This is a genomic window from Kutzneria buriramensis, assembly GCF_003387475.1.
In the GTDB taxonomy this organism is placed as follows: domain Bacteria; phylum Actinomycetota; class Actinomycetes; order Mycobacteriales; family Pseudonocardiaceae; genus Kutzneria; species Kutzneria buriramensis.
The window spans coordinates 18959-35618 of sequence record NZ_QUNO01000004.1; the positions used below are offsets into that span (position 1 = coordinate 18959).

General features: G+C 70.1%; 15 protein-coding genes. 12 read left to right on the top strand and 3 right to left on the bottom strand.

The window, feature by feature from the left end:
- Positions 1 to 7: 7 nt before the first annotated feature.
- Both BCF44_RS12040 and pdhA read right to left on the bottom strand, forming a co-directional pair.
- Positions 8 to 1030 (bottom strand): alpha-ketoacid dehydrogenase subunit beta, encoded by a 1023-nt coding sequence (locus BCF44_RS12040; protein ID WP_116174343.1) that lies wholly within the window; start codon positions 1028 to 1030, stop codon positions 8 to 10.
- Positions 1030 to 2226 (bottom strand): pyruvate dehydrogenase (acetyl-transferring) E1 component subunit alpha, encoded by a 1197-nt coding sequence (gene pdhA / locus BCF44_RS12045; protein WP_116174344.1) that lies wholly within the window; start codon positions 2224 to 2226, stop codon positions 1030 to 1032. Before pdhA ends, BCF44_RS12040 begins: the two co-directional genes overlap by 1 nt.
- Before the next feature lie 415 nt (positions 2227 to 2641).
- Here pdhA and BCF44_RS12050 point away from each other — a divergent pair, with 415 nt between their 5' ends.
- The 5 genes from BCF44_RS12050 to BCF44_RS12070 all read left to right on the top strand — a co-directional run bounded on the left by BCF44_RS12050 (position 2642) and on the right by BCF44_RS12070 (position 8857).
- Entirely contained in the window at positions 2642 to 2932 is a 291-nt protein-coding gene (locus tag BCF44_RS12050) for a hypothetical protein (protein ID WP_116174345.1), read from the top strand.
- A gap of 1 nt (position 2933) precedes the next feature.
- Entirely contained in the window at positions 2934 to 4361 is a 1428-nt protein-coding gene (locus BCF44_RS12055) for a M20/M25/M40 family metallo-hydrolase (RefSeq protein WP_116174346.1), read from the top strand.
- A gap of 128 nt (positions 4362 to 4489) precedes the next feature.
- Positions 4490 to 7180, top strand: a complete 2691-nt coding sequence (locus BCF44_RS12060) for an MGH1-like glycoside hydrolase domain-containing protein (protein WP_246014974.1) — start codon at positions 4490 to 4492, stop codon at positions 7178 to 7180.
- Between the two features lie 92 nt (positions 7181 to 7272).
- Positions 7273 to 7842, top strand: a complete 570-nt coding sequence (locus BCF44_RS12065; protein ID WP_246014975.1) for an ATP-binding protein — start codon at positions 7273 to 7275, stop codon at positions 7840 to 7842.
- A gap of 112 nt (positions 7843 to 7954) precedes the next feature.
- Entirely contained in the window at positions 7955 to 8857 is a 903-nt protein-coding gene (locus BCF44_RS12070; protein WP_116174347.1) for an ABC transporter substrate-binding protein, read from the top strand.
- Positions 8858 to 8890: 33 nt separating this feature from the next.
- Here the strand turns inward: BCF44_RS12070 and BCF44_RS12075 are convergent, their stop codons facing one another.
- Positions 8891 to 9988 (bottom strand): alpha/beta hydrolase family protein, encoded by a 1098-nt coding sequence (locus BCF44_RS12075; protein ID WP_116174348.1) that lies wholly within the window; start codon positions 9986 to 9988, stop codon positions 8891 to 8893.
- A gap of 184 nt (positions 9989 to 10172) precedes the next feature.
- On the opposite strand from BCF44_RS12075, the gene BCF44_RS12080 reads away from it, so the two are divergent.
- From BCF44_RS12080 to BCF44_RS12110, 7 genes are all read left to right on the top strand, one after another.
- Positions 10173 to 11030: an ABC transporter substrate-binding protein gene (locus tag BCF44_RS12080; RefSeq protein ID WP_246014976.1), complete on the top strand. Its 858-nt coding sequence runs from the start codon at positions 10173 to 10175 to the stop codon at positions 11028 to 11030.
- Positions 11031 to 11033: 3 nt separating this feature from the next.
- Complete coding sequence (locus BCF44_RS12085) at positions 11034 to 11843, top strand: amino acid ABC transporter permease (RefSeq protein WP_116174874.1); 810 nt, start codon at positions 11034 to 11036, stop codon at positions 11841 to 11843.
- Positions 11840 to 12589, top strand: a complete 750-nt coding sequence (locus BCF44_RS12090; protein WP_116174349.1) for an amino acid ABC transporter ATP-binding protein — start codon at positions 11840 to 11842, stop codon at positions 12587 to 12589. Before BCF44_RS12085 ends, BCF44_RS12090 begins: the two co-directional genes overlap by 4 nt.
- A gap of 120 nt (positions 12590 to 12709) precedes the next feature.
- Positions 12710 to 14062 (top strand): extracellular solute-binding protein, encoded by a 1353-nt coding sequence (locus BCF44_RS12095; protein WP_116174350.1) that lies wholly within the window; start codon positions 12710 to 12712, stop codon positions 14060 to 14062.
- On the top strand, positions 14059 to 14928 hold the full coding sequence (locus tag BCF44_RS12100; protein ID WP_246014977.1) for a carbohydrate ABC transporter permease: 870 nt from the start codon (positions 14059 to 14061) through the stop codon (positions 14926 to 14928). The genes BCF44_RS12095 and BCF44_RS12100 overlap by 4 nt, the downstream gene beginning before the upstream one ends.
- Positions 14929 to 15744, top strand: a complete 816-nt coding sequence (locus tag BCF44_RS12105; protein WP_116174351.1) for a carbohydrate ABC transporter permease — start codon at positions 14929 to 14931, stop codon at positions 15742 to 15744.
- Between the two features lie 12 nt (positions 15745 to 15756).
- Complete coding sequence (locus tag BCF44_RS12110; RefSeq protein WP_116174352.1) at positions 15757 to 16647, top strand: ROK family protein; 891 nt, start codon at positions 15757 to 15759, stop codon at positions 16645 to 16647.
- Positions 16648 to 16660: the final 13 nt, after the last annotated feature.

Consider the following 16660-nt stretch of genomic DNA (forward strand, 5'->3'; position numbering starts at 1 on the left):
GATCCCCCTACCAGGCCAGCGAACGGTCGACGGCGGCCAGCACCCGGTCCAGGTCGGGCAGGAAGTTCTCCTCCAACTTGGCCGGCGGGTACGGGGTGTCGAAGCCGGTCACCCGCAGCACGGGCGCCTCCAGCGAGTAGAAGCACTCCTGCTGGACCTTGGCGGCGATCTCGCCGGTGATCGATGCCTCGCTGGGCGCCTCGCTGACCACGATCAGCCGGCCGGTGCGCCGCACCGACTCGTAGACCGGGGCCAGGTCCAGCGGCGACAGCGAGCGCAGGTCGATGACCTCCAGGTCGAGGCCGTCCTCGGCGCCGGCGGTGGCCGCGTCGAGGCTGGTCTTGACCATCGGGCCGTACGTGGCGATGGTCGCGGTCGACCCCTTGCGGACGACCCGCGAGCTGAACAGCGGCTGCGGGGCGATCGACGGGTCGAGCTCGGCCTTCTCGTGGTAGCGGCGCTTGGGCTCGAAGAACAGCACCGGGTCGTCGCACTCGATGGCCTGGCGCAGCATCCAGTGCGCGTCCACCGGGTTGGAGCAGGCGACCACCTTCAGGCCGGCGGTGTGCGCGAAGTACGACTCCGGGGACTCGGAGTGGTGCTCCACCGCGCCGATGCCGCCGCCGAAGGGCACCCGCACCACGATCGGCAGCTTGATCCGGCCCTGGGTCCGGTAGTGCAGCTTGGCCAGCTGGCTGACGATCTGGTCGAAGCCGGGGAAGATGAAGCCGTCGAACTGGATCTCGCAGACCGGCCGGTAGCCGCGGATGGCCAGGCCGATCGCGGTGCCGATGATGCCGGACTCGGACAGCGGCGTGTCCAGCACGCGCTGTTCGCCGAAGTCCTTCTGGAGCCCGTCGGTGACGCGGAAGACGCCGCCGAGCTTGCCGACGTCCTCACCCATCACGATGACCTTGGGATCGGCCTCCATCGTGGCGCGCAGGGCCTGGTTCAGGCCCTTGATCATGGTGATCTTCTGCGGCGCGGCGGACGGCGTGTCCGTCGAGCGGTCCATGGTCGGCGCGGCCATCAGTGCTCACCTCCGGCGAACCCGGCGAGGTAGGTCTCGTACTCGTCCTGCTGGGCCCGCAGCGCGGGGCTGGGCTCGGCGTACACGTTGTCGAACATCCGGCCCGGGGGCGGTTCCGGCAGGTTCACGCAGTGCTCGCGCAGCACCGCCGCCAGCTCGTCGGCCTCGGCCTCGACGCCGTCGAAGAAGTCGTGGTCGGCGAAGCCGTTGCGGCTCAGGTGCGCCTTCACCCGCTCGATCGGGTCCTTGAGCTTCCACTCCTCGACCTCGGTGGACAGCCGGTAGCGGGTGGCGTCGTCCGAGGTGGTGTGGGAGTCCATCCGATAGGTGAACGCCTCGATCAACACCGGGCCGTTGCCGTGCCGGCACTCCTCCAGGGCCCAGCGGGCCACGGCCAGCGTGGCCAGCACGTCGTTGCCGTCGACCCGGATGCCGGGGAAGCCGTAGCCGCGGGCCCGCTGGTACAGCGGGAGCCGACTCTGCCGCTCGGTCGGCTCGGAGATGGCCCACTGGTTGTTCTGGCAGAAGAACACCAGCGGCGCGTCGTAGACCGCGGCCCACACGAACGCCTCGTGCACGTCGCCCTGGCTGGTCGCGCCGTCGCCGAAGAAGACCATGGTGGCCTCCCCGTTGTCGTCGCCGACCTTGCCGTCGAAGCGCTGGCCCATGGCGTAGCCGGCCGCGTTCAGGCACTGGTTGCCGATCACGATCGTGTAGGGGTGGAAGCGCCGCTCCACCGGGTCCCAGGCACCGTGGTCGACGCCGCGGAACATGCCCACGATCTCGTTCGGGTGAACCCCGCGGCACCAGGCCACGCCGTGCTCGCGGTAACTGGGGAAGGCCATGTCGGTGGGCCGCAGCGCGCGGCCGGCGCCGATCTGCGCGGCCTCCTGGCCCAGCAGCGGCACCCACAGGCCCAGCTGGCCCTGCCGCTGGAGCGCGTTCGCCTCCCGGTCGGCACGGCGGACCAGGACCATGTCCCGGTACAGGCCGCGCAGCTCCTCGGGCGTGATGTCGAGGTGGAAGTCCGGGTGGTCGACGCGCTCACCCTCGGGTGTGAGCAGCTGGACCAACTCCGGGCCACCCTCGCTGGTGGCCCGCAACCCGGCGATCACCTGTTCCGCCGTGGGCTGCGCCGCGGTGGCGGCTGGGGCTCCCGACGGCTGCGGTTGCGACCATCGTTCTGGGGACGACATTGCGCCTTCTCCTCGTCTACGACGCCGACCGGCCGCTTGTGGCGGACCGGATCCGGCTCCGTCGCCGGCCACCGCCGACCCGGTGAGGCGGAACGGTGGTCCGTCGACACTGACGGAACTCCCTTCCATCCTGACACGCGCTCACCCGAACCGGTGAGCGTCACCACACCGAAGTCAACCAAGCGTGACCACCTGCACCACTGTGAACTGCGGAAACACCGGACCGGCCCAGGCTAACCGGCGACCGGCCCGCAGTACCCGGCGACACCGGCCCAGTACTCGTCGCCCACCGTGTCCACGGTGTCGCAGCCGGCTCGCTATAGTGATCTTGGGGGATTCGTCGGGACCTGGGGAGAGGCGGCCGGCGAGTGCGAGGGGTACAACCCGCGCAGCCAGACCTGCCGAAGGGCCGCTAATGCCGATCATCACCAAGCTCACCAGCCGGATCGACGGCAGTGAGTATCCGTTCCAGAAGCGCGACTTCCCGACCACGCTGATCTCCGCCGTCACCGAGTGCGGCTGCAAGCTGGGGGAACACAGCTACACCACGATCGCGGTGACGCAGACCGACTCGGCCACGCTGGAGCGCCGCAAGTGCGTGTGCAGCGGCTGTCACGAGTGCGAGACCTACGAGGTACGGGTCATGCCGCACGCGCCGAGCACCGGCCGCCGCCACTCCGAACCGATCGGTCGGTCGGCCTCCTAGTATCGGCCGGGTGGAGCCAACAGCACTGACCACCACCGTCAACGGGCTGTGGGACGACGCCGTCCTGCCCAGCCTCTCCGAGTTCGTCGCGATCCCCGCGGTGTCGCCGGCCTTCGACCCGGCCTGGGCCGCCAACGGCCACCTCGCCGCCGCCGTCGCGCACGTGAAGTCCTGGATCGCCGACCGCGGTCTGCCGGGCGCCGAGCTCGAGGTCGTCCAGCTGCCCGAGCGCACCCCGCTGCTGCTGGTCGACATCCCCGCCACGCCCGGTCACGAGGATGCCGGCACCGCGCTGCTCTACGGCCACCTGGACAAGCAGCCGCCGGTCGGCGGCTGGGCCGACGGCCTGGACGCGTGGACGCCGGTCATCCGGGACGGCCGCCTGTTCGGGCGCGGGGCCGCCGACGACGGCTACGCCGGGTACGCCGCCACCGCCGCCATCGAGGCCCTGCGGGCCAACGGCGGCGCGCACGGCCGATGCGTGCTGATGCTGGAGGCCGCCGAGGAGTCCGGCAGTCCCGACCTGGAGCCCTACGTCCGGCACCTGGCCGACCGGCTCGGCCGGGTGACGCTGGTGGTGTGCCTGGACTCCGGTGCCGCCGACTACGACCGGATGTGGCTGACCACGTCCCTGCGCGGCATGGTGCAGGTGACCCTGACCGTGAAGGTGCTGGACTTCGGCCAGCACTCCGGCATGGTCAGCGGCATCGTGCCCAGCTCGTTCCGGGTGGCCCGGCAGCTGCTGGACCGCATCGAGGACTCCGCCACCGGCCGCATCAAGATCGCCGAGATGCACGTGGACGTGCCGGCCGGCCGGCAGGCCGAGATCCGCGAGAGCGTCGCCACCGCGCCCGGCTTCGCCAGCGCCGGCATTCCGTTCCTGCCCGGCGTCGCGCCGGTCACCGGCGACGAGGTCGAGCAGGTGCTCAACAACACCTGGGGCCCGACGCTGTCGATCATCGGCGCCGAGGGGCTGCCCGCGCCGGCCGACGCCGGAAACGTGCTGCGGCCGTACACCACCCTCGTGCTCAGCTTCCGGCTGCCGCCGACCGCCGACTCCGCCGCCGCGCTGGAGGCCGTCACCAAGGCGCTGACCACCGACGTGCCCTACGGCGCGCACGTGGAGCTCAGCCGGGTGGAGCACGCCGACGGGTGGAACGCGCCGGAGCTCGCGCCGTGGCTGCGGGAGGCGCTCGACACCGCCGGTCAGGACGTCTTCGGCGGCCCCTGGCGGACGCTCGGCGTCGGCGGCTCCATCCCGTTCATGGGTCTGCTGAACGGTCTGTACCCGGACGCGCAGTTCGTCGCCACCGGCGCGCTCGGCCCGGGCAGCAACGCCCACGTGCCGGACGAGTCGCTGCACCTGGACTACGCGAAGAAGGTCACCGTGGCGATCGCGAAGGTGCTGGACGCCCACGCCCGGCACTGACTTGACGGCCGCCGGCCCGCGTGCTCCCGCAGGTCACAAAGGACGCACGCGGGCCGTCGCCGCGAAGTCGGCGAGGCGACGCCCCGACAACCCGCCGAGTGCCAGTCGCGGTGCCGCACACTGGTGGGGTGAGCGAGCAGATCGAGTGGGCGCGACTGGCCGAGTCGGACGACACGGACGCCCCATGGCGGCACTGGGGCCCGTACCTGTCCGGCCGGCAGTGGGGCACGGTTCGCGAGGACTACTCGGCCAGCGGCGACGCCTGGTCGTTCTTCCCGTTCGACCACGCCCGCTCGCGCGCCTACCGGTGGGGCGAGGACGGCATCTCCGGCATCTGCGACCGGCACGGCTTCCTCAACCTGGCGCTCGCGCTGTGGAACGGCAAGGACCCGATCCTCAAGGAGCGGTGGTTCGGCCTGGCCAACGAGGAGGGCAACCACGGCGAGGACGTCAAGGAGCACTGGTGGATCCTCGACGGCACGCCGACGCACTCGTGGATGAGCGTGCTCTACCGTTATCCGCAGGCCGAGTTCCCGTACCAGAAGCTGCGTGACATGGCCCGCGCCGCCGGTCGGCAGGCGCGCGAGCCGGAGCTCGCGGACACCGGGGTGCTCGACGAGAACCGGTTCTTCGACGTGGTCACCACGTACGCGAAGGCCGGCCCGAGCGACATCTGCGTGGAGATCGCCGCGACCAACCACGGCCCGGACGCCGCGCCGCTGCATCTGTTGCCGCAGTTGTGGTTTCGCAACACCTGGGCGTGGGGCCGGGACGCCCGGCGGCCGGCGCTGGAGGCGACCCGGCTCAACGGCAGGTGCGTGGTGGTCGCGGAGCACTCGTCGCTGGGCCGGTACACGCTGCACATGGACGGCGCGCCCACGCTGCTGGTCACCGACAACGAGACCAACGACGTGGAGCTGTTCGGCAGCGCCAGCAACGAGACCCGGTACACCAAGTGCGGCATCGACGCGCACGTGGTGCGCGGCGAGGCCGGCACCTGCCAGGTGATCGGCGAGGGCAGCGCGTCCCGGCCGGGCACCAAGGCGGCCGCGTGGTACCGGTTCGACTCTGTCGCGCCCGGCGAGACAGTGATCGTGCGGCTGCGGCTCATCGCCGGCAACGGCCACGTCGACCCTTTCGGCGCCACCTTCCACACCGCCGTCCAGGACCGCCGGCGGGAGGCCGACGAGTTCCACGAGAGCATCGCGCCCGAGCTGGACGCCGAGCGCAAGCAGGTGCTGCGGCGGTCGCTGGCCGGTCTGATGTGGACCAAGCAGCACTACCGGTTCAAGGTGCGGGACTGGCTGGCCGGCGACCCGGCCCAGCCGCCGGCCCCCGACCTGCGCCGAGGCATCGGCGGCCGCAACGTGCACTGGCGGCACTTCGACGTGGCCGACGTGATCTCCATGCCCGACGAGTGGGAGTACCCCTGGTTCGCCGCGTGGGACCTGGCGTTCCAGGCCGTGCCGTTCGCGCTGGTGGACCCGGCGTTCGCCAAGGAGCAGCTGCTGCTGCTCTGCCGCGAGTGGATGATGCACCCCAATGGCCAGCTGCCGGCGTACGAATGGGACTTCGGCGACGCCAACCCGCCTGTGCACGCATGGGCGGCGCTCCAGGTGTACCGCGCGGAGGCGGCGCCGGACCGCAAGTTCCTGTCCAAGGTGTTCCACAAGCTGCTGCTGAACTTCTCGTGGTGGGTCAACCGCAAGGACGCCGACGGCAGCGACCTGTTCGAGGGCGGCTTCCTCGGCATGGACAACATCGGCCCGGTCAACCGGTCCACGCCGATGCTGGGCGACTGGCGGCTGGAGCAGTCCGACGCCACGTCGTGGATGGCCGCGTTCAGCCTGCACCTGCTCCAGATCGCGCTCGAGCTGGCCCGTGAGGACGAGTCCTACGAGGACGTGGCCACCAAGTTCGTCGAGCACTTCCTCTACATCGCGCGGGCCTTCAACAACTTCGGGTCGACCACGCGCGGGCTGTGGGACGAGGACGACGGATTCTGCTACGACCTGGTGTCGCGGCGGCGTCCCGACGGCACGCTGGAGTCCGAGCCGGTGCGGGTGCGGTCCATGGTCGGGCTGATGCCCGTGCTGGCGCAGGCCGTGCTGGAGCCGTGGGTGTTCGCCGAGCTGCACGGATTCACCAGCCGGCTGGACTACCTGCTGCGCAAGCAGCCCGAGTTCGCCCAGTTCATCACCTGGCAGCAGGTCGGCGACGAGCGTCGGGCCAGCCTGGCGCTGTTGGACGCCAAGAAGCTGCGGCGGGTGCTGTCCCGGATGTTCGACGAGGCGGAGTTCCTGTCCCCGCACGGCATCCGCTCGCTGTCCGCGGCCCACCGCGACGGCGTCGACGTCCAGTTCGCCGGCCAGGCCCACATGATCGGCTACGAGCCCGGCGAGTCGATGACCCCGATGTTCGGCGGCAACTCCAACTGGCGCGGGCCGATCTGGTTCCCCACCAACGCCATGCTGGTGGAGGCCCTGCGCCAGGTCGACGACTTCCACGACGGCCAGTTCCATGTGGACCTGCCGACCGGCTCGGGCCACGCCGTCACCGCCGGCGAGGCCGCCGACGAGTTGGCCCGCCGCCTCGTCAGCATCTTCCTGCCCACCGCCGACGGCAGCCGCCCCTGCGACGGCAAGCGGGTGGAGGCGACGGACTCGCCGCTGTGGCGGCCGCACATCGCGTTCAGCGAGTACTTCGACGGCGACACCGGCGAGGGCCTCGGCGCCACCCACCAGACGGGATGGACCGCCCTGGTCGCCCGCCTGCTGGCCACCCCGATCCACAACCCGGCGCGGCAGGACGGATCCTGACCCGCCGATGCTGATATGGATCAACGGCCCGTTCGGGGGGAGGAAAGACCGCGACGGCGTACGAACTCCACCGTCGCCTTCCCGGCAGCATCGTGTCCGACCCCGAGCACCTCGGCTTCGCGCTGCACCGCATGCTGCCGCCGGCCCTGCGCGGAGACTTCCAGGACCTCGCGGCCTGGCGGCGTGGCGTGCGCGAAATGCTGGACTTGGCCCTGCGCAGCCATGACGGTCCGGTCATCGTCCCCATGACGTTGGTGGAGGCCGGCTATTTCACGGACATAGTCGGCCGACTGCGCGACGACGGTCACGAGGTGCACCACTTCGCCCTGCTCGCCGAGCCCACGACCGTGCTGCGACGACTGAACGGGCGCGGGCTTCGGCCGGGACTGAAGCACGGGAGCTGGGCCGTGGCGCGTCTCGACGACTGCCTGACCCGGCTGGGCGACGCGGCGTTCGCGACGCACATCGCCACCGACGATCGGACGGTCGCGCAGGTCGCCGAACCGTCGCCCGCTCGGTCGGGCTGCCGATCACTCCGAACACCGATGGCCCGCTGCGCGCGCGACTGCGCCGGTACGCCACCAGCTTTCGGCACATCAGGCCGGATCGATGACCGCGGCCGATGTCGTCGATCGAAACGTCCGAACTATCACGCTGGGTAACTTTTCCACCACTTGGCTCAGCGACTCGTAACAAGAAGTGACCGTTGTGCCCTAGTCACTCGCTCGATCGGGTGACACGATTCGGCGGAATCGATTGTGAGCGGAGGCCGCCGTGTCCAGACCTGGTGCTAGAGCCGTGCTGGCCCTGCCCATCGTCCTGCTGCTCGCCGCCGGGTGCGGCACAGCCGGCAACGGGACCACAGCGGGTGGCGCCAGCGTCTCGACAACAACTGCGGCCGACAGCACAGCCCTGGGCGCGATGGTGCCGCCGGACGTGGCCAAGGACGGCAAGCTCACCATCGGTACCGACGCCACCTACGCGCCCAACGAGTTCCTGGACAGCGGCAAACCCGCCGGCATGGACATCGACCTCGGCAACGCGATCGCCCAGCAGCTGGGCCTGACCGCCGACTTCCAGACCGGCGCCTTCGACACGCTGCTGCCCGGCGTGTCCGCCGGCAAGTACGAGCTGGCGATGTCCTCGATCAGCGTGAACACCGACCGCCTCCAGGCGGTGGACCTGGTCACCTACTTCACCGCCGGCACCGCGATGGCGGTGCTCAAGGGCAATCCGGCCGACCTGGCCCTGGACGGCCTGTGCGGCCACACCGTCGCCGTGGAGAAGGGCACCACCCAGGACCAGGACCTGGCGGCCCGCTCGGCGAACTGCACCCAGAGCGGCAAGCTCCCGATCACGGTGTCCGAGCTGCCGGCGCAGACGGACGTGGTGCAGGCGCTGACGTCCAAGCAGGCGGACGCCATGCTGGCGGACTCGCCGGCGGTGGCGTACGCGATCAAGCAGGCCGGTGGCCAGCTGGAGCAGCTCGGCGGCACGTTCGCCACCGCCCCGTACGGGATCGCGGTCGGCAAGAGCAAGGGCGACCTGGCCAAGGCGGTGCAGGGCGCGGTGCAGGCGCTCATCGAGGACGGCATGTACCAGCAGATCCTGGACAAGTGGGGGATCAGCGCCGGCGGGATCAAGACCTCCGAGATCAATCCGCAGACGTACAGCTGAGCCGGGTCGAGCGGTGCCCGACCCGGCCCGACGTCAGCGGCTGTGCGCCCGCAGCCAGCAGGCCAGATCGTTCAGCGGCCGCTGGTCGATGGGCTGGAAGTCGTCGGCGAACAGCGACGGCGTCTGCCCCAGCGAATGTCCCAGCGACGGATAGAAGTCCAGGTCACCGCGCAGGGCGGCGTGCAGCCGGAACGCGCCGGTCGGCGGCACGTTGGCGTCCCGCCCGCCCTGTAGCACCAGCGTCGGGAACTTGGACAGCGCCCGGGCCTGGTCCAGCACCGACGGCAGCGCGCGGCCCGGGGCGTAGATGTTGAACACGCCGCCCGGCTGGAACTGCGCGTCGAACGTCTTCTCCAGGCCCGGCAGGAACTCGGTGTCCACGTCCAGCTTGCCGTCGCCGTTGGTGTCGAAGGTCGGGCTGACGGTGTAGTCGGTGCCGTTGTACGAGCCCGGCGCCACGAACCCGATGTACTCGGTGGCGACCAGGCCGCCACCGCCGTGCGCGGCCCGCTGGAGGTCGGCCGGCGCGAGCTGCTGGCCGAAGGTCCGCAGGTAGGGCTGGGCGACGCGGGTGGCCTGGTCGGTGAACAGGTCCCGCCACCCCGAGGTCACCGGCCCCTGGAACGCGACGCCGGCCAGCTCCGGGTGCTTCACCGCCAGCGCCGCGGCGATCGTGCTGCCCTCGCTCCAGCCGTAGAGGAACACCCGGTGCTTGTCGACGTGCTGGTCGGCCTCGGCCGCGGCGAGCACCGTACCGGCGTCGTCGAGCATCTTGGGCAGGTCCAGCTTCGTGTAGAAGTCCTGGTAGTCGACCGTGCCGTCGGCGTGGACGTACCGCTTGTCGTACCGCATCACCGCGAAGCCCCGCGCGGTGAGCGCGGCCGAGATGTCGGCGAAGATGTGCGACTTGCCGAGCACGTTGGCGTCGCGGTTCTCCGGCCCGGACCCCGGGATGAGCACAACCACCGGCGCATGCCGGACGTCGGTCGGATAGTCCAGTTGGCCGCCCCCGGCGAAGTCGCCGAACTGGAAAGTGAACTGCTCGTGCGCCACGGCGGCGGGCGCCGCCTGCGCTGTGGCCGCGCCGCCCAGGAGCAGGCCGGCAGCGGCGAGTATCGCGATTCCCCTCATGGCCCCCGACCGTATTCCGGATGGTGGGCCCTCGTCCGGTCAAGTGGGCAGCGGGCCCGTCCGGTGGCAGGATGCCGGTCACCACTACTCCGGACGAGGGAGAGCTTGTGACCGAGCTTGCGAGGGCACCATTGGACACAGTGGCCTTGGTCGCAGACTCGCCGAGCGCCAGCGAGGTGGGACTGTGACCCGCCTCAAAGTGTGGACCGTGATCCCGGCGGTCGCCGTCGCGATGGTCGCCGGCGGGTGCGTCGAGTCGACCAGCACGTCCGGACCCGGCACGGACGGCGTGCAACTGGTCCAGTCGGGCAAGCTGCTCACCTGCGCCCACCTGCCGTACGTGCCGTTCCAGTACAAGGACGGCGACAAGGTCGTCGGCTTCGACGTGGACGTGGTCGACTTCGCGGCCAAGAAGCTGAACGTCCCGCAGCAGGTGATCGACACGCCGTTCGACGGCATCAAGTCCGGCGCGGACCTGAACTCCAGCCAGTGCGACGTGGTGGCCGGCGCGATCACCATCAACGCCACGCGGGCCCAGAACTTCGACTTCACCATCCCGTACTTCGAGGCCACGCAGGCGCTGCTGACCAAGACCGGCAACGACTACAAGTCGCTCGACGCCCTGGCCGGCAAGAAGGTCGGCGTGCAGTCGGACACCACCGGCGAGGACTACATCAAGGGCTGGAACGCCAAGCACGGCGGCAACATCACCGCGGTCGCCTTCGAGGACTCGGCACTGCTGGAGGCGGCGGTCAAGACCGGCCAGGTGGACGCGTCCATCAACGACAACGGCATCCTCTACGACTACGCCAAGAAGAACCCGGACACGCAGGTCAGCGCCGAGTTCAACACCAACGAGCAGTACGGCTTCGGCGTGAAGAAGGGCAACGCGGCGCTGCTCAAGGTGCTCAACGACGCGATCAAGGCCTCGGCCGGCGACGGCACCTACGCGGCGGCCTACGAGAAGTGGTTCGGCCGCAAGCCGTCCTGGCAGCCGGGCGACCAGCAGCCGGCCAGCCCGACCACCACCAGCAAGGGCTGAGTGGTGGCGCTGACCCGTCGGCAGCGCCGGACGGCGGTCCGCGGCACGCAGTACGGCGTGCTCGTGGCCGCCGTCCTGGTGCTGGTGTTCGCGGCCAACTGGGGCGACATCCAGCGCGGCTTCTTCGACCTGAACGCGGCCAAGCAGCTGTTCCCGGACGTGCTGACGATCGCGCTGGTCAACACCGTCAAGTACACGGTGTTGGGCTTCGTTTTCGGCCTGCTCCTCGGGCTGGTGCTGGCGCTGATGCGGCTGTCGTCGGTGCCGCCCTACCGCTGGCTCGCCACCGTCTACATCGAGTTCTTCCGCGGCGTGCCGGCGCTGCTGGTGTTCCTGGCCTTCGGCTTCGGCGTGCCGATCGCGTTCCACGTGCGGTTCACCACGCTGTCCACGGTGGTCGCGGCGCTGGGGCTGGTCGGCGCGGCGTACATGGCCGAGACGATCCGCGCCGGCATCCAGGCGGTGCCCAAGGGGCAGCTGGAGGCGGCCCGGTCGCTGGGCATGTCGCAGTTCCGGGCGATGGTGTCGATCGTGATCCCGCAGGCGTTCCGGATCGTGCTGCCGCCGCTGACCAACGAGTTGATCCTGCTGGCCAAGGACTCCTCGCTGGTGTACCTGCTCGGCCTGACCGGCTCGGAGTACGAGCTGACCAAGTACGGCCGGGACGCGATGAACACCGTGCAGTCGATGACGCCGCTGGTCGCGGCCGGCCTGTGCTACCTGATCATCACGATTCCGCTGTCGTACCTGAGCCGCTACCTGGAGCGGCGCACGAGCGGGGAGTCGAAGCGCGGGCTGGAGGTCCTGTCGTGAGCGTCATCGAGATCTCCGGGCTGCACAAGGCTTTCGGGTCGCTGGAGGTCCTGCGCGGCATCGATCTGACGGTCGAGCGCGGGGACGTGGTGTGCATCATCGGGCCGTCCGGCTCGGGCAAGTCCACGCTGCTGCGCTGCGTGAACCTGTTGGAGCAGCCCGATTCCGGCAAGGTCGTGGTGGACGGCACCGAGCTCACCGACCCGGACGTGGACATCGACAAGGCCCGCCGCCGGCTTGGCATGGTGTTCCAGAGCTTCAACCTGTTCAACCACCTCACCGTGCTGGACAACCTCACCATCGCGCAGCGCAAGGTGTTGGGCCGCAGCCGGGACGAGGCCGAGCGGATCGCCAAGCAGAACCTGGAGAAGGTCGGGCTGGCCGGGCGCGAGCGGTCGATGCCCTCGCAGCTGTCGGGCGGCCAGCAGCAGCGGGCCGCGATCGCCCGCGCGCTGTCGATGGACCCGCAGGTGATGCTGTTCGACGAGCCGACCTCGGCGCTGGACCCGGAGCTGGTCGGGGACGTGCTGGGTGTCATGCGGGCGCTGGCCGACGAGGGCATGACCATGCTCGTGGTGACCCACGAGATGCAGTTCGCCCGCGAGGTCGCGGACACGGTGCTGTTCATGGACGGCGGCGTGGTCGTCGAGCAGGGCCCGCCGGCGCAGGTCATCGGCGCGCCGACACAGGAGCGGACCCGCACGTTCCTGGCCCGCGTGCTCAACCCCACCGGTGACAATCCGTGAGATTGTCCGTTCTTGTCACGAACAGCGCCTAACTGACTGCGGTGCGTTGACTTTGTTCGATCACCGGATTTACGGTCGCCCCCTGTGGTCCACGTCGCAGTCGACCAAGGGGAGGCGCCCATGCGGGCACGCACCATCGCCGCGGGATTGGCCGTCGCCGCGCTGACCCTGCCGCTGGCCGGGTGCGGCGGGGATTCGGCGGGCGACGCCAAGACGATCAAGATCGTCTACCGCAACTACAGCGACTTCCCGCAGATGGACACCTTCATGAAGGCGGTGAAGAAGGAGTTCGAGGCGGCCAATCCCGGCGTCACCGCCCAGCTGACGCCGGTGTCCAGCCTGGACAGCGACTACCTGGCCAAGGTGCAGCTGATGCAGCGGTCCCCGTCGACCGCGCCGGACGTGCTGTTCGAGGACAGCTTCAACGTCAACGCGGACGCCGCCGCCGGCTACCTGCTGCCGATCGACGACTACCTGGCCAAGTGGTCGGACTGGAACAGCCAGTTCATCCCCACCACCAAGCAGGCCGGCAAGGCGACCGATGGCAAGACCTACGCCGTGCCGATGGGCACCGACTCGCGCGGCCTGTGGTTCAACAAGGACATCTTCGCCAAGGCCGGCCTGCCCACCGACTGGCAGCCCAAGACGTGGAACGACGTGCTCGACGCGGCGCGCAGGATCAAGCAGACGCAGCCGGGCGTGGAGCCGATGTACATGCCGCTGGGCAAGCCCGCCGCCGAGGCGATGTCCATGCAGTCGCTGGAGATGCTGCTCTACGGCACCGACACCAAGAACCTGTACGACGAGAAGGCCGGCAAGTGGGTCGCGCCCAGCAAGGGTTTCCAGGACGCGCTGGGCTTCGTCGACACCGTCATGAAGGAGAACCTGGCGCAGACGCCGGCGCAGGCCGAGGACACGCAGTGGGCGCAGACCCAGATGCCGCTGCTGATGTCCCAGGGCAAGCTCGGCTTCATGATGGACGGCGGCTGGTACGCCCGGTACTGGGAGGACGGCGGCGTCGCGCCGTTCCCGAACTGGTCCAAGACCCTGGGCACCACCACCTTCCCCACCCAGCACGGCCAGGCCCCGGGCAAGGTCACGCTGTCCGGCGGCTGGACGCTGGCGGTCGGCGCGTCCACCGGCAACGCGGACGCGTCCGTGAAGTTCATCGAGACCGCGATGAACAAGGAGAACTCGGCGTCGATCGACGTGGCCTGCTCGTGGCTGCCGGTGCGGGAGGACGTGAAGGCCGATCCGCGGCTGGCCCAGAAGGACCCGACCGAGCCCTTCTGGAGCAGCCTGGTGTCGTTCACCCGCTACCGGCCCACGTTGTCGGAGTACCCGCAGGTGTCCAACGCGATGGACGTGGCCGGTGACTCCGTGGTCAACGGCGGCGATCCGGCGCAGGCGGCGCAGAAGTGGGCGCAGGACGTGGCCAAGGCGGTCGGCTCCGACAAGGTGACGGCCGGTTGAGGCGCGCCCCGCGGTTCGGGGTGTGGCTGCCGCCGCTCGCCCCGTCGATCGTCCTGTTGGGACTGTTCGTCGCCGGCCCGATCATGTGGTGCTTCTACGCGGCCTTCACCAACTCGGCGCTGAGCGGGATCGCCGCCCGGCGGCCGAAGTTCGTCGGCCTGGACAACTTCACCACCGCGTTCACGAGTTCGGACGTGGCGTCGTCGCTGTGGCTGACGGTGGTGTTCGTGCTGCTGTCGGCGGTGCTCGGGCAGAACGGGCTCGGCATCCTGCTGGCGGTTTTCCTGCAACACCGGGGAAAGCTGCTGCGGGGCGTCGTCGGCACGGTGGTGGTGGCGGCCTGGGTGCTGCCGGAAGTCGTTGCGGCGTTTGCCATCTACGCCTTCCTCAACGCAGGGGGCACGCTGAACGAGGTGCTCGGCTGGTTCGGACTGGGCCAGAACTGGCTCTACACCGCGCCGATGCTGGCCGTGGTGCTGGCCAACGTCTGGCGCGGCACGGCGTTCTCCATGCTCGTCTACCAGGCGGCGCTGAGCGAGGTGCCCAGCGACCTCGTCGAGGCGGCCGAGGTCGACGGGGCCGGTCCGGTGGGGCGGTTCTGGCACGTGGTGCTGCCGGTGATCCGCCGGACCGTGGTCACCAACCTGATGCTGATCACCCTCCAGACGCTGGGCGTGTTCGGGCTGATCTACGTGCTGACCGCGGGCGGCCCGGACAACAGGACCCGCACGCTGCCGCTGCTCATGTACGAGCAGGCGTTCAAGTTCGGGCAGATCGGCTACGGCACCGCGATCGCCCTGGTGCTGCTGGTGCTGGGCGCGGTGTTCTCGCTGGTGTACATCCGCAGCCTGAGGGCGGAGGTCTGAATGCGCGGCCCCCGCCTGGTGGTCAACCTGGTGCTGCTCGCCGTCGCCCTGCTGTTCGTGGCCCCGCTGCTGTGGCTGGTGACGGCCTCGTTCGACGCGCGCGGCGGCCTGGCCGCGAAGGTGCCCGGCGACTTCACCCTGGGCAACTTCGGGCAGATCCTGAACTGGCAGGTCGGCGGCCGGCCGCTGGTCAACGGCCTGTTCATCAGCGCCGGCACCGCGATCATCGCGGTGATCGTGGCGGTGCTGGCGGCGTATCCGCTGTCCCGCTACCAACTCCGCTTCCGCCGGCCGTTCCTGTACACGATCCTGTTCACCACCGGCCTGCCGGTGACCGCGATCATGGTGCCGGTGTACGGCCTGTTCGTGCGGCTGGAACTGGTCGACTCGCTGTGGGGCACCACTGTTTTCCTTGCCGCCACGGCACTTCCGATGGCCATCTGGATGTGCAAGAACTTCATGGACGGCATCCCGGTCAGCCTGGAGGAGGCGGCCTGGGTGGACGGCGCGTCGTCGATGCAGGCGCTGCGCTCGATCGTGCTGCCGCTGATGGCGCCGGGCGTGGCGGTAGTCGGGATCTTCACGTTCATCTCGGCCTGGGGCAATTTCTTCGTGCCGTTCGTGCTGTTGCTGGACCCGGACAAGATGCCGGCCTCGGTGGGCATCTTCTCGTTCTTCGGGCAGAACGGGCTCGTCGCGTACGGGCAGCTCGCGGCCTATTCGATCCTCTACACGACGCCCGTGCTGGCGCTGTATCTGCTGGTGTCCCGGTGGCTCGGGGGCGGCTTTAGCATGGCGGGAGCAGTCAAGGCGTAGGGAGGAATCCGGGTGACCGACCACGTGCTGGCGCTCGACGTGGGCGGCACCAAGATCGCCGCCGGACTGGTCGACGCGCAGGGCTCGGTGCTGCGCCGCGCCGCGCGGCCGACTCCCGCGCACGACGCCGAGCTGGCCTGGCAGGCCGTCGCCGACCTGGTCGCCGAGGTGCTGGACGGGGCGGCGCCGAGCGCCGTCGGCATCGGCTCCGCCGGCCCCGTCGACACCGACGCCGGCACCGTCAGCCCGATCAACATCAACGGCTGGCAGGCGTTCCCGCTGCGCTCACGGGTGCAGGCGCTGCTGCCCGGGGTGCCGGTCTCGCTCGCCGGCGACGGCCTGTGCATCGCTCTGGGCGAGCACTGGCTCGGGGCCGGGCGCGGCAGCCGATTCATGATCGGCATGGTGGTGTCCACCGGCGTCGGCGGCGGCCTCGTGCTGGACGGCAAGCCGTTCGGCGGGCGCACCGGCAATGCCGGGCACATCGGGCACGTGGTCGCCGAGCCGGACGGATGGCCGTGCACCTGCGGCGGTCGGGGCTGCGTGGAGACCGTCGCCGGCGGGCCGAACATGGTGCGGTGGGCCCGTGAACAGGGCTGGTCCGGTTCCGACGCCATCGAGCTGGAGCGCTCCGCCCGGGCGGGAGATGCCGTTGCGGCGGCGGCGTTCGAACGCGGCGGCAAGGCCGTCGGGCTGGCCATCGCCGCGGCCGGGGCCATCTGCGACCTGGACCTGGCGGTGATCGGCGGCGGCATCTCGCGCACCGGCGACCTGCTGTTCGACCCGATCCGGCGGACGCTGGACGTGCACGCCGGCCTGTCCTTCCTCAGGGGCCTCAAGGTGGTCAAAGCAGAGCGCGACGACTCTGGACTGGTCGGAGCCGCCGCGCTGGCGCTGCTTTGATGATCACCGGCAA

Excerpts from the sequence above, each read along its gene's own strand:
- BCF44_RS12040 (WP_116174343.1), bottom strand. The coding sequence starts at position 1,030 with ATGGCCGCGCCGACCATGGACCGCTCGACGGACACGCCGTCCGCCGCG.
- pdhA (WP_116174344.1), bottom strand. The coding sequence starts at position 2,226 with ATGTCGTCCCCAGAACGATGGTCGCAACCGCAGCCGTCGGGAGCCCCA.
- BCF44_RS12050 (WP_116174345.1), top strand. The coding sequence starts at position 2,642 with ATGCCGATCATCACCAAGCTCACCAGCCGGATCGACGGCAGTGAGTAT.
- BCF44_RS12075 (WP_116174348.1), bottom strand. The coding sequence starts at position 9,988 with ATGAGGGGAATCGCGATACTCGCCGCTGCCGGCCTGCTCCTGGGCGGC.
- BCF44_RS12095 (WP_116174350.1), top strand. The coding sequence starts at position 12,710 with ATGCGGGCACGCACCATCGCCGCGGGATTGGCCGTCGCCGCGCTGACC.
- BCF44_RS12105 (WP_116174351.1), top strand. The coding sequence starts at position 14,929 with ATGCGCGGCCCCCGCCTGGTGGTCAACCTGGTGCTGCTCGCCGTCGCC.